At 63.5% G+C, this 12,216-nt stretch carries 10 protein-coding genes; 5 read left to right on the top strand and 5 right to left on the bottom strand.

The genetic code is table 11. The annotated features are described in order from the left end of the window. Positions 1 to 157: 157 nt before the first annotated feature. Positions 158 to 1,330 carry a DesA family fatty acid desaturase gene (locus IEX85_RS08255; RefSeq protein WP_188860100.1) on the bottom strand — a complete coding sequence of 391 codons (1,173 nt, stop codon included), beginning with the start codon at positions 1,328 to 1,330 and terminating at the stop codon, positions 158 to 160. Between the two features lie 526 nt (positions 1,331 to 1,856). Here IEX85_RS08255 and IEX85_RS08250 point away from each other — a divergent pair. Further along, positions 1,857 to 2,906, top strand: coding sequence for an alkene reductase (locus tag IEX85_RS08250; RefSeq protein WP_188860099.1), 1,050 nt, complete (start codon positions 1,857 to 1,859; stop codon positions 2,904 to 2,906). A gap of 122 nt (positions 2,907 to 3,028) precedes the next feature. Beyond that, a complete protein-coding gene (locus tag IEX85_RS08245; RefSeq protein ID WP_188860098.1) occupies positions 3,029 to 3,586 on the top strand; it encodes an NnrU family protein in 558 nt (185 codons plus the stop codon). Positions 3,587 to 4,068: 482 nt separating this feature from the next. On the opposite strand, the gene IEX85_RS08240 is transcribed toward IEX85_RS08245, so the two are convergent. From IEX85_RS08240 to IEX85_RS08230, 3 genes are all read right to left on the bottom strand, one after another. Next, on the bottom strand, positions 4,069 to 4,848 hold the full coding sequence (locus IEX85_RS08240) for an SDR family oxidoreductase (RefSeq protein ID WP_188860097.1): 780 nt from the start codon (positions 4,846 to 4,848) through the stop codon (positions 4,069 to 4,071). A 102-nt stretch (positions 4,849 to 4,950) separates the two neighbouring features. Next, positions 4,951 to 6,165, bottom strand: a complete 1,215-nt coding sequence (locus tag IEX85_RS08235; protein ID WP_188860096.1) for a CaiB/BaiF CoA transferase family protein — start codon at positions 6,163 to 6,165, stop codon at positions 4,951 to 4,953. A gap of 253 nt (positions 6,166 to 6,418) precedes the next feature. Further along, on the bottom strand, positions 6,419 to 7,600 hold the full coding sequence (locus IEX85_RS08230) for an acyl-CoA dehydrogenase (protein ID WP_188860095.1): 1,182 nt from the start codon (positions 7,598 to 7,600) through the stop codon (positions 6,419 to 6,421). A gap of 120 nt (positions 7,601 to 7,720) precedes the next feature. Between IEX85_RS08230 and IEX85_RS08225 the strand changes: the two genes are divergently transcribed. Beyond that, positions 7,721 to 8,488 carry a FadR/GntR family transcriptional regulator gene (locus tag IEX85_RS08225; protein WP_188860094.1) on the top strand — a complete coding sequence of 256 codons (768 nt, stop codon included), beginning with the start codon at positions 7,721 to 7,723 and terminating at the stop codon, positions 8,486 to 8,488. Between the two features lie 208 nt (positions 8,489 to 8,696). On the opposite strand, the gene dauA is transcribed toward IEX85_RS08225, so the two are convergent. Continuing rightward, on the bottom strand, positions 8,697 to 10,433 hold the full coding sequence (gene dauA, locus IEX85_RS08220) for a C4-dicarboxylic acid transporter DauA (protein ID WP_188860093.1): 1,737 nt from the start codon (positions 10,431 to 10,433) through the stop codon (positions 8,697 to 8,699). A gap of 128 nt (positions 10,434 to 10,561) precedes the next feature. On the opposite strand from dauA, the gene IEX85_RS08215 reads away from it, so the two are divergent. Both IEX85_RS08215 and IEX85_RS08210 read left to right on the top strand, forming a co-directional pair. Continuing rightward, positions 10,562 to 11,173, top strand: coding sequence for a hypothetical protein (locus IEX85_RS08215; protein ID WP_188860092.1), 612 nt, complete (start codon positions 10,562 to 10,564; stop codon positions 11,171 to 11,173). Between the two features lie 205 nt (positions 11,174 to 11,378). After that, a complete protein-coding gene (locus IEX85_RS08210) occupies positions 11,379 to 12,152 on the top strand; it encodes a SapC family protein (RefSeq protein ID WP_188860091.1) in 774 nt (257 codons plus the stop codon). Positions 12,153 to 12,216: the final 64 nt, after the last annotated feature.

Below are 12,216 nucleotides of genomic sequence, written 5' to 3'. Positions count from 1 at the left end.
CCTACGATAGTCCGATCACGGCGTATCGTGCCTTACGCAACATGCTTATCCTGCAGGAGCCCGCTCCGCGGGCGAGCCTTTTTCGGGTAATGCCGTGGCACCAAGGATATTGCGCAGCTGACTTGCAAACCCATGGCGATATTGACAGAGCGGGTATTCAGCGGACAGGCGCTTGAAGCGGCTGCCGCTGTTGCGCCCGCTGCAGTTGCTCGGCGAATTCCGCCAGCGCTTCGACGCCGGACTGGCGAGCGTCCTGGCACCAGTCGTGCATCGCCTGGCGAAGCCGGTCCGATGACCGCCCCGGCAGCTGCCAGAGCGCGCGCAGACGCAGCTGGTACTCGTAGGTGGTGGCCAGGCGCTCGCTCAGTGACAGCGAGCGCTCGAGGCAGCGGCGCTGCACCTCGCTCATCTTGCGTTTCTCCCGCAGCAGCAGCCAGCGCGCGCGTCTCAGAAGTCTTCGGTGGGCACGGGTGGCGCCCTGGCATTCCTGGCGCACGGTCGGCAGCACCACCTCACGGCCGTAAACGCTGAGTACGTGCAGACGGCTGGACCAGGTCTGTGGGTCCAGGCCCTGCGCCAGGCGCGGCAGCAGGCCGGCCTGGCGGATACGTACCAGCCGCAGCCAGGCCAGCAGCCTGATGTAACACCAGCCGATATCGAGTTCGTACCAGCGACAGGACAGGCGGGGGGAGGTGGGAGCGGCATGATGGTTATTGTGCAGCTCCTCGCCGCCGATCAGTACCGCGAACGGCACCAGGTTGCGCGAGGCATCGGCGATTTCGAAGTTGCGGTATCCGCACCAGTGGCCAACGCCATTGATCACGCCGGCGGCGAAAAACGGTATCCAGATCATCTGCAGCGCCCAGAGCGTCAGGCCGATCGCGCCGAAGCACAGCAGGTCGATGGCCAGCATCAGCACGATGCCGAGTGACGGGTGTCGGCTGTACAGATGCCGCTCGATCCAGTCATCGGGGGCACCCTGACCGAAGCGCTGCAGCAGATCCTGGTCCTGAGATGCCTGACGGTAAAGCTCCGCTCCCTGCCAGAGCACCTGGGATATTCCGAGTAGCTGCGGGCTGTGGGGATCACCGTCGCTGTCACAGTGGGCATGATGCTTTCGATGAATCGCAATCCATTCACGGGTGACCATGCCGGTGGTGAGCCAGAGCCAGAAACGGAACAGGTGGCCCAGTGCCGGGTGCAGTTGCAGCGAGCGGTGCGCCTGGGCGCGGTGCAGGTAGATGGTGACCGACACTATGGTGCCGTGGGTCAGCGCCAGCAATACCAGCAGATAGCCCCACCAGGGCAGGGAAATGAGTCCGTCCAGCATAACAGTCTCCTCGACGCCCGGGCGAAGCCGGTGTCTTGTCTGCGTTCATTCAGCCTGGAGCTCCGGCGCAGCCCTGACCATGGCAGCCCGCAAAGGGGCGAGTCCGTCCGAGTCCGTTTCAGGCTCGTTTCCGTATTAGTCCGTTAACGCCGCACTCCGTTCACTTGCCCGAGGGGCAGTTCTGATTTTGATTGTAGTGCCTGGGTCCACTACGGAAATTGTTATTGATTACATACCGGTTGGTATGTTTAAATTCGCTCAACATACCGGTTGGTTTGTTTTGTCGGGAGGACTGACAGTGAATCTTTTGCAACGTCTTGGCCGGCTTCTGGTAAAGGCGCCGGCGCGGCCGGAGCGAATCAGCGGCCAGACCCTGCGCGATATAGGACAGGATCCGCTGGCGCTTCGCTACGGTAGTGGGGCCGGGCCGAGGCCAGATCACCGGCCCGTAAAAGACCCCTGGTACGAGGCTTCCTGAAACCCTAGCAACCCCGTCCGTTTAATCCTCTTAAGGAGCGTGCAACCCATGGCAACTTTGTTCGACCCCGTTCGTATCGGCGCAATCGAGATGTCCAATCGCATCGTGATGGCGCCGCTTACCCGCTGTCGTGCCGAAGAGGGTCGCGTCCCCGGCGATCTGATGCTGGAGTACTACAGCCAGCGGGCCTCGGCTGGCCTGATCATTACCGAAGCGACGGCCGTCACTCCCATGGGGGTGGGTTACCCGGATACGCCGGGGATCTGGAACGATGCGCAGGTCGCCGGCTGGCGGCGGATCACCGAAGCCGTCCATGCGAAGGGGGGCCGTATCGTCATGCAACTGTGGCATGTGGGCCGGATTTCGGACCCGATCTACCTGGATGGCGAGCTGCCAGTCGCTCCCAGTGCGATCACCCCGGCCGGTCATGTCAGTCTGGTTCGCCCGCAGCGTCCCTATACCCGCCCGCGGGCGCTGGAAACCGCGGAGATTCCCGGGATCGTCGAAGCCTATCGTCGGGGGGCTGAAAATGCGCTGGCCGCAGGTTTCGATGGCGTCGAAATCCACGCCGCCAACGGTTACCTGATCGATCAGTTCCTGCAGGACAGCAGTAACCAGCGCCAGGATGCCTACGGCGGATCTATCGCGAACCGGGCCCGGCTGTTGCTGGACATCACCGATGCGGCGGTGGGCGTTTGGGGCAGCGCCCGTGTGGGCGTTCACCTGTCGCCGCGCTGCGATGCGCACGATGTCGGCGATTCCGACCCGCGCGCGACCTTCAGTCATGTGGTTCGCGAACTGAACAGCCGCCATATCGCCTTTATCTGCGCCCGCGAAGCGGAGGCTGAGGACAGCCTGGTGCCGGAACTGCGGGCGCTGTTCGACGGTGCTTTCATTGCCAACGAGAAGTTCACCGGGGAGACCGCCAATGCCTGGATAGAGGATGGCCGGGTCGATGCTGTGGCTTTCGGCGTGCCCTTTATCGCCAACCCGGACCTGCCGGAGCGACTGCGTCGGCAAGCGCCCTTGAACACGCCTGATTCCGGAACCTTCTATGCTTCGGGGGCTCAGGGCTATACCACCTATCCCAGCCTCTGAATTCCTCGTTCGGCCGCCAACTCGGGCGGCCGTTTTTTCTATACTGATAGGCGTAAGGCGTAAGGCGTAAGGCGTAAGGCGTAAGGCGAAGGTCATTTGAGGCTCAAGGTGCGGGGACGGATATGGACCGGATGCTGCTGGGGTTGTTGCTGTTTTTCGGCGTGCATGCGTTACCGCTGCTCGGCGGTGTGCGTCAGCGACTGATCGATACCTTCGGACGGCCTGGTTATCTGGCGCTGTTCTCGCTCGGCTCGCTGGTCGGGCTCTGGTTGATGATCGAGGGTTATGCCCTGATCGACAATCGGATCCTCTGGTCACCGCTGTCGTTCGGGCGTTCCCTGGCCCAGGCCCTGATGCCGCTGGCGCTGATCCTGGTGGTCGCCGCCTATCTGCCGACCCTGACCCGGCGCTATCTGCGACACCCGATGCTGATCGGGGTGGGTCTCTGGGCGTCGGTACATCTGCTGGCCAATGGCGATCTGGCATCGACGCTGATTTTCGCCCCCTTTCTTGTCTATGCGCTCCTCGATATGGCGTTCAGCAGACCACGAAAGACCCTGATACCGCATCCCAAACCGCAGTTGCTATACGACCTGCTGGCGTTGATCGTTGGCCTGATTGCCTTTGGCGCGCTGCTGTTCGGCCACGGCCTGCTGTTCGGCGTGTCGCTGCTCGCGTAGGGTGCCGGTGAGCGTAGCAACCGCACTGACATCGGCCCCTCATCGTAGCGCGTACCCAAACCTACGGGCACTTCCCCGCGGCGAAGCTTTTGGTCGAGGCGGTTGTTCGCGGCGGGGGCGCCGCTCCTACAGGTGTCGAGGAGTCACCGCATCACGGGGTGCCGGCCACATCTGCCGCTTGTTGTAGGAGCCCACTCCGTGGGCGAACCGCTACGGAGCAGAGGGCGTTCGCCCGGAGACCGGGCTCCTACGGGTGTCGAGGAGTCACCGCATCACGGGTGCCGACCGCATCTGCCGCTTGTTGTAGGAGCCCACTCCGTGGGCGAACCGCTACGGAGCAGAGGGCGTTGCCCGGAGACCGGGCTCCTACAGGTGTCGAGGAGTCACCGCATCACGGGGTGCCGTCCGCATCTGCCGCTTGCTGTAGGAGCCCACTCCGTGGGCGAACCTGCGCGGCACCGTGCCGCGCCCTCGCGCCGTTCCTACAGCGTGCCGGGATAGGCGCCGCCGTCCAGCAGGATGTTCTGGCCGACGATATAGCCGGCGTTGCTGCCGCACAGGAAGGCGCAGGCCTGGCCGAACTCGGTCGGGTTGCCGAAGCGCTTCCCGGGGTTGGTTTGCCTGCGACGGTTTGCCGCTTCTTCCGGTGTGATACCGAGCATTTTCGCTTCCCCTGCCAGAGTGTTGTTCAGGCGGTCGGTCTCGAAGGGACCGGGGAGCAGGTTGTTGATGGTGACATTGTGCTCGGCGACCTGTCGTGCCAGGCCGGCAACGAATCCGGTGAGTCCGGTGCGGGCGCCATTGGACAGCCCCAGCGCCGGGATCGGCGCCTTGACGGCGCCGGAGGTGATATTGACGATGCGGCCGAAGCGCCGTTCGATCATGCCGTCGACCACCGCTTTTATCATCTGGATCGGCGCCACCATGTTGTTCTGCAGCGCCTGATGCCAGTCGTCATCGCTCCAGTCGCGAAAGTCCCCGGGGGGCGGGCCGCCGGCGTTGTTGACGAGGATGTCGGGGGCGCGTCCTGCCGACAGCACGGCCTCACGCCCTTCGGCGGTGGTGATATCGGCGGCGACGGCGGTCACGGTCACGCTGTGACGCATGCTGATCTGGGCGGCCACCTGTTCCAGCGCGTCGCGGCCACGGGCATTGATCACCAGATGTACGCCTTCGGCGGCCAACGCTTCGGCGCAGGCGCGGCCCAGTCCTTTCGATGCGCCACAGACGATGGCGTGGCGGCCCCCAATATGCAGATCCATAGGGTTCTCCCTTTTGCAGGCTGTCCGGGTGGACTCTGTTGTTTTTATCAGTTGCTACAATCGGACTTACCCTGGGAATCATAAGGGCACAACGTCGTGATGTCAGGCGGTAACGCCGATTTTACGCAGCTGTTGCCGTTCCGCCTCCGACAGCCCCAGCAGACGCTTGAGTACGGGGTCGGTCTGCTCGCCGAGCGTCGGCGGGGCCGTGGGAGCATTCAGCGCTTGGCCATCGAAGCGGATGGGGTTGCCGACCAGCGCAACCGAACCTGCCTGCGGGTGAGGGCGGTGCAGCTGCAGACCGCGGTCGCGCACCTGGGGGTCGTCGAAGACCTGCTGCAGGTTGTTGATCGGACCACAGGGTACGCCGACCGCCTCCAGCGCCGCAAGCCAGTCGGCGCTGCCGCGGGTACTGAAAATCGCCTCGAGTTCCGGTATCAGCGCCTCGCGATGCTTCACGCGCGCGGCATTGGTGGCGAAGCGCGCATCGCGGGCCAGCGCCGTACAGCCGGCGACTTCGCAAAAGCGCTGGAACTGGGCGTCATTGCCGACCGCCAGTATCAGATGGCCGTCGGCCGTCGCGAATGCCTGGTAAGGCACGATATTGGGATGGGCATTGCCGAGGCGTTGCGGTGCCTGTCCGGAGCAGAGATAGTTCATCGCCTGGTTGGCCAGCACCGATACCTGAACGTCGAGCAGCGCCAGGTCGATGTGGGCGCCTTCGCCGGTACGCGCGCGCTGTAAAAGCGCCGCGAGAATGGCATTGGCGGCGTACATGCCGGTGAAGATGTCAGCGAAGGCGACACCCACCTTGACCGGGCCGCCGCCGGGGACGTCGTCGGGCTGGCCGGTCAGGCTCATCAGACCGCCCATGCCCTGGATCATGAAATCGTAGCCGGCGCGATGGGCGTAGGGTCCATCCTGACCGAAACCGGTGATCGAGCAGTAGATCAGGTCGGGCTTGTCGGCGCTGAGGCTTTCGTAGTCGAGTCCGTAACGCTTCAACCCGCCAACCTTGAAATTCTCCAGTACCACGTCGCAGTGTTGCGCCAGCTCCCGCACCAGGCGCTGGCCTTCCGGGGCGGCGATATCGATTGCCACCGAGGCCTTGCCGCGGTTGGCACTGAGGTAGTAGGCGGACTCTTCCGTGCCGGCCAGCCAGGGCGGCCCCCATGCGCGGGTATCGTCGCCGCGTCCGGGGCGCTCGATCTTGATCACCTCGGCGCCGAGGTCGGCCAGCTGCTGACCGCACCAGGGCCCGGCCAGTACCCGGGACAGGTCCAGAACCCGGATGCCCTTGAGGGGTTGGGCGCTCATTTCGTTACTCCTTGATTCGGCATGTTTTGCTCCACTTCACCAGCAATACCGGCACGTTTCGCAATGCCTTCTGAGACGATCCATGACTGCCGGTGCAACAATGGAAGCACCGGCGCCTAACCAATTCGCGGCGAGGGCGCCGCTCCTACGCAGCCCGAGAGCTCGCGGCGCCGGACAGGGTGAGGCCGGTTCGCAAGATATCGAATACTTTCACAGCCTCGAAGCGATGCGCACCGTCTTCTACCGGAATGGCTCAGCAGAATGCCTGGATACCGGTCTGAGCGCGGCCGAGGATCAGCGCATGGACGTCATGGGTGCCCTCGTAGGTATTGACCGACTCGAGGTTGACCATGTGGCGGATAACACCGAACTCGTCGGAGATGCCGTTGCCGCCATGCATGTCCCGGGACTGGCGAGCGATATCGAGCGCCTTGCCGCAGTTGTTGCGCTTGATCAGCGAGATCATCTCCGGTGCCCAGTTGCCGGCATCCATCAGACGACCGACCTGCAGTGCCGCCTGGAGGCCCAGGGCGATCTCGGTCTGCATGTTGGCGAGCTTGAGCTGGATCAGCTGGTTCGCCGCCAGCGGACGGCCGAACTGCTGGCGGTCCAGGGTGTACTGGCGCGCGGCGTGCCAGCAGAATTCGGCGGCGCCCATCGCGCCCCAGGCGATACCGTAGCGGGCCTTGTTGAGGCAGCCGAAGGGACCGCCGAGACCCGAGGCACCCGGCAGCAGGTTCTCGTCCGGCACGAAGGCGTCGTCGAGCACGATTTCACCGGTGACCGATGCCCGCAGGCTCACCTTGCCCTCGATCCTGGGCGTGCTGAAGCCGTCGCTGCCGCGCTCGACGATGAAGCCTCGGATCTTGCCGTCGTGGGCGTCGGACTTCGCCCAGACCACCGCAAGGTCGGCAATAGGACTGTTGGTGATCCACATTTTCTGGCCGCTCAGGCGGTAGCCGCCGTCCACCTTGCGTGCCCGGGTGATCATCCCGCCGGGATCGGAGCCGTGGTTCGGTTCGGTAAGTCCGAAGCAGCCGACCAGTTCGCCCTTCGCCAGTTTCGGCAGATACTTGTGTTTCTGTTCTTCCGAGCCATAGGCCTCGATCGGGTACATCACCAGCGACGACTGCACGCTCATCGCCGAGCGGTAGCCGGAGTCGACCCGTTCGACTTCGCGGGCGATCAGACCGTAGCCAACCTGGCTGATACCGCTGCCGCCGTATTCCGGATCGACCGTGGCGCCCAGCAGGCCAAGTTCCCCCAGCTCCAGCATGATCTCGCGGTCGAAGTGCTCGTTGCGAAAGGCTTCCAGCACGCGAGGCTGCAGACGTTCCTGGCAGAAGGCGTTTGCCATGTCGCGGATCTGTCGTTCTTCTTCGCTCAGTTGCTGATCCAGCAGGAAGGGGTCTTCCCAGTTGAAGCGGGTGGCCATCGTCGATCTCCTCGGGTTTGTCTTTTTGGTATATTTATTATAATAAATAGATTAAATCAACCCTGTGCCCATCGGCCTGCGTTCATGGCAGAATGGACGGCCCCTATTTCAGGCAAGGTCATGAGTAACGAGAACGCCGGATTTCGTCCGACAAAACGAATCAAACGTGCCGATCAGATCGTCGACTCGATCAAACGCTGGGTGGTGGTGAACGGGCGTCAGCCCGGTGACCGGCTGCCCAACGAACGCGAGCTGATGGAGCAGTTCGACTGCGCCAAGGGCACGGTGCGCGAAGCGCTGAAGTCACTCGAAGTGCAGGGGCTGGTCAGTATCCGCACCGGTCCCAATGGCGGGGCGGTGCTGGAGCGGGTGCCGTACGAGCGGGCCAGCCAGCTGCTGCGCAACTTCCTGCATTTCGAGCAGCCCGGTGGTCCCGATATCTATGCCCTGCGCACCCTGGTGGAGCCGGAGATCGCGGCGCAGGTGACGCCGCTGCTGACGGCCGGGGATCTGGCCAGGCTCCAGGCGCTGGTCGAGCGCTGCGAGCACCCGGCGGCAGATTTCGACGAGCGCATCGACCAGCGTATCGCGGAACTGGAGTTTCACGTGGTGCTGGCCGAGCGCTGCGGCAATCCGCTGCTGGCCTTCATCGGCCGCTTTCTCAACGATCTCATTCGCGATCTGGTGATCTTCAAGAAGGCGCAGCTGCCGGAGCAGCGCGAGTTTTCCTGTGCCAACCTCGAGTATCACCAGCAGTTGATGGCGGCCTTCCGCGATCGCGACGCGGAGCGTGCACGGACCCTGATGCAGGAGCATATGCGCTCGGCGGAGCACTTCAACATCGAGCTGCAGGGACAGCTCGAGCAGCGCATGTTGGTGAGCGACTAGTGTACTGTTTCATCCTTAAAGGCACTTATAGCGAGCCGCCAAGGGGAGCTCGCCAATTCGCGCCCAACTGCGTTGCCGTTCTTGGCAAGAGCCCCACTATTCCCGGCGAACGGCGCCTTGCTGGACACGAATTGGCGGGCTCTATAAGTATCTATTAGGGTGAAACAGTACACTAGAAGCCTGACAAGTCCGCCAGGCGCCCGGGTGATCAGGCGGGTGTCGAAAACTGGTGCAGGCGCTCCAGCGCTTCGGCCAGGGTCGGCGCAAAAGACAGCTCGCCTTCGACGGGCCTGATCCCTGCGCGGGCCAGCGCCCGCAGCGGCTGAAACTGCAGATCGGCGATGAGCAGCTCGATATTGCGTTCACGGCAGCTGGCGATGTATTTCTCCAGTGCCGCCAGACCGCCGGCATCCAGCATCGGCACGCCATCGAGGTAAAGCGCAACGCCGCGGCTGTCGCGGCTGAGCAGCTCGAGCTCCGAGAACACCCGGTCGGCGGCGGCGAAGAACAGCGGTCCGTTGATCTTGTAAAGCGACCAGCCGGGCGGCAGCGGTTGCGGCACCAGCCGTCGGTTGGCGCCGATATCGGAGACCCGGGTCATGGCACCGAGGTCGCGCACGAACAGCAGCGAGGCCAGCACGATCCCGGTCCCGATGGCGATCACCATATCGAACAGCACCGTCAGCGACAGGCAGACAGCGAGCACCAGAATGTCGCCGGCCGGCGCCTTTCGCACCAGTGCCAGCACCTTGTGCGCCTCGCTCATGTTCCAGGCCACCATCAGCAGCATCGCGGCCATCGAGGCCATCGGCAGGTACGACAGCAACGGCGCGACCGCCAGCAGCGCGACCATCACCACCAGGGCATGAATCATCGCCGCGACCGGCGACTCGGCGCCGGCGCGGTAGTTGGCGGCGGAACGTGCAATCGCGGCCGTGGCGGTGATGCCGCCGAAGAAGGGCGCGATCAGGTTGCCAAGCCCCTGTCCCAGCAGTTCGCTGTTGGCACTGTGACGCCGGCCGGTCATGCCATCCAGCACCACCGCGCACAACAGCGACTCGATGGCCCCGAGCATGGCGATGGTGAAGGCTGCCGGCAGCAGGGCGCGCAGCGTTTCGAGCGAAAGCTCGAGCGCGGCGCCGTCGGGGCCGCTGCGCTGCCAGGGCCACTCGAAGTGCGGCAGCATCGGGGGAATGCCCTGGCCGATACCGCCATCCGGCAGCAGATAGCTGAAGCGCGAGCCGATGGTCTCGACGTCGAAACCCTGGGCGCCGAGCGCCAGCGACAGTGCGACTCCCGCCAGCAGCGCCGGCAGGTGGCCCGGCACCGGCGTTTTCAGCCGTGGCCAGAGAATCATCAGCCCCAGGGTGAGGCTGGCAATCAGCAGGCTGGCGATATCGAGCTGCGGCAGTGCCAGCACCAGCGCTTCGACTTTGCCGAGCCAGGACTCGGGCAGTTCGGCAAGCGGCAGGCCGAAAAAGTCCCGTACCTGCAGCGTGGCGATGACGATGGCAATGCCGGAGGTGAATCCCAGTGTCACCGGTTCCGGAATATACTCGATCAGCCGCCCGAGACGGGCCAGCGCCATTGCCACCAGGATCAGGCCGGCCATCAGGGTTGCCAGCAGCAGACCCGCAAGGCCGAACTGTTGCGCCACCGGATAGAGGATCACGACGAAGGCGGCGGTCGGCCCGGAGATGCTGTAGCGCGAGCCGCCGGTCAGGGCGATGATGAAGCCGGCGATCATCGCCGAGTAGAGACCATACTGCGGTGCCACACCGCTGGCGATCGCCAGCGCCATGGCCAGCGGAATGGCGATGATGCCGACCGTGATCCCGGCCATCAGGTCTTTGCCAAAGCGTCGGTGACCGTAGGGTTCCTCGAGGCAGCTTTCCTGGAGGGCGATGGCGGGCCGGAGACGGAACAGATGGGCGCGATGAGGCATCGAAAGACGGTCCTTATGGCCAGCCGAAAGAGCGTACAGTTTAAATGGAATAAGAAGGGCACGACAATGCACCAAAGGTTCTAACCGGCTGCTAAGCTCTTGTAAAAACGAGGAGTTGCAAAGACACCATGCGCGAACAGATTGCCAATCCGGTACATTACGACCCTCGACGGAATCTGTTCTACTGCGAGCAGAAGCGTTTTGGCCTCCGCTATCGCAGACAGTTCGTCAGTGGCGAGGATGCGCTGCTCTGGGTGCGAGACAACGCCGGGCGTTGTCCGGCGCTCGAGCCCTATATGGAACGCCTCAACGATTATCACTACGGCCTCTGGCAGCGGCAGCTCGAAGCCGTAGAGCGCCGTCCGGTCGACAGCCGGCCGAGCCGTGCGGTCTGGTTGCTGCACCTGCTGGCGATGCTGCTCTGTGTGCCGCTGGTGATGTCGTTTGCGGGTTCCGGAAGCTGGCGCGTTCCTTCGACCCTGCTGGTGCCCTTCGAGTATTTTCCCGAGCCGTTCGACGGTCGCTGGCTGGCGCAGCTGTCGCTGCCGGTGTTCTGGTCGGTACTGGTTCCGGCACTGCTGCTGGCCCTGTGGCTGTCGCGGGCGCTGGTGGGGCGTATCCGCGAAGCGGACCTTCGGCAGGGGCTTCGGGCTGCGCTGCTCTGGTCGCTGCTGCTGATCTATCCGGCGCTTTACCTCGGGCTCTATATCCTGCTTGGCTTCTGGTTCAGGGCCGCCTGAGTCTTTTGTGCCCCGCAACATAAACGCGGCTCAAACGCTCGTCTGAATTACGTCCCTTTTCCCGCAGTTGTTCTATAGTTGGTGGGATGCACTCTTCGTGAGGTATCGGCGAGACTCCGGTGCGTCGTGCCGGGGTGGGGTCAGTCGGGTGCCGCGCAAGGACCGGGACTGTCGATGTCGTGAAAAGGACCAGATGGGGAAAGTAATGAGCAAACAATTGCTGTACTACGGAAAAGTGGTGCCGGTTTCGTTCGAGCGTCATGGCGGTTGGTACATCAAGGCCACCGGTGATTATTCCTTTACCGCTGAATCCAATTCGGTGCCGATTACCGTGGTTGAGTTCACCGCGGCGGCCCTCGAGTATCCGATCGTGTTCGCGGAAAGCGGCGATACGGTACTGCCGGTGGCGATGCTGGGCGTCAAGGCCGAGCACAACCTGTTCGTCGACTCGTCCGGCGCCTGGCTCGGGCACTATATACCGGCCTTCGTGCGCCGCTACCCGTTCGTTTTCTCCAAGAGCGAGGACGGTGACCGCTTCTATCTCTGCGTCGACGAGGAATACGCCGGCTGCAATACCGAGGGCAGGGGCGAGCGCCTGTTCGACTCCGCCGGTGAGCGCACCCAGTACCTGGGTAATGTGCTGAATTTCGTGCAGGAGTACCAGGTACAGTTCAACCGGACCCAGGCGTTCTGCAGCAAGCTCAAGGAGCTCGGCCTGCTCGAGTCGATGCAGGCGCAGCTGCGCCTGCCCGGTGGCGAACAGCTTTCACTGACCGGCTTCCAGGCTGTCAGCCGTGAAAAGCTCAAGGCGCTGCCGGCCGAAACCCTGGAAGAACTGGTCAAACGAGACGAGATGGAGCTGATCTACACGCATCTTCTGTCGCTGCGTAGTTTCACGACCATGGCTGAGCGGGTCAAGGCCCCGGACGCGCCCAAGGTCGAAATCGACAGCACCGAGTCGGAAAACGTGACGCATTGAGTCGGGATAAATCGGAAAGCCCGCAGAGCGGGATTTTCGGCAATGCGTAGGATGGGTGAAGCCG

Origin of the sequence: Marinobacterium nitratireducens (assembly GCF_014645375.1) — a bacterium.
Lineage (GTDB): Bacteria > Pseudomonadota > Gammaproteobacteria > Pseudomonadales > Balneatricaceae > Marinobacterium_A > Marinobacterium_A nitratireducens.
The sequence above is the reverse complement of the archived record's forward strand: the minus strand, read 5'-3'. Positions and strand labels throughout refer to the sequence as shown.

What these genes read in the sequence shown, in the direction of transcription:
- IEX85_RS08250 (WP_188860099.1), top strand. Translation starts at nt 1,857, where the DNA reads ATGGCAACTTTGTTCGACCCCGTTCGTATCGGCGCAATCGAGATGTCC.
- IEX85_RS08215 (WP_188860092.1), top strand. Translation starts at nt 10,562, where the DNA reads ATGCGCGAACAGATTGCCAATCCGGTACATTACGACCCTCGACGGAAT.
- IEX85_RS08235 (WP_188860096.1), bottom strand. Translation starts at nt 6,165, where the DNA reads ATGAGCGCCCAACCCCTCAAGGGCATCCGGGTTCTGGACCTGTCCCGG.
- IEX85_RS08255 (WP_188860100.1), bottom strand. Translation starts at nt 1,330, where the DNA reads ATGCTGGACGGACTCATTTCCCTGCCCTGGTGGGGCTATCTGCTGGTA.
- IEX85_RS08240 (WP_188860097.1), bottom strand. Translation starts at nt 4,848, where the DNA reads ATGGATCTGCATATTGGGGGCCGCCACGCCATCGTCTGTGGCGCATCG.
- IEX85_RS08245 (WP_188860098.1), top strand. Translation starts at nt 3,029, where the DNA reads ATGGACCGGATGCTGCTGGGGTTGTTGCTGTTTTTCGGCGTGCATGCG.
- IEX85_RS08210 (WP_188860091.1), top strand. Translation starts at nt 11,379, where the DNA reads ATGAGCAAACAATTGCTGTACTACGGAAAAGTGGTGCCGGTTTCGTTC.
- IEX85_RS08225 (WP_188860094.1), top strand. Translation starts at nt 7,721, where the DNA reads ATGAGTAACGAGAACGCCGGATTTCGTCCGACAAAACGAATCAAACGT.
- IEX85_RS08230 (WP_188860095.1), bottom strand. Translation starts at nt 7,600, where the DNA reads ATGGCCACCCGCTTCAACTGGGAAGACCCCTTCCTGCTGGATCAGCAA.
- dauA (WP_188860093.1), bottom strand. Translation starts at nt 10,433, where the DNA reads ATGCCTCATCGCGCCCATCTGTTCCGTCTCCGGCCCGCCATCGCCCTC.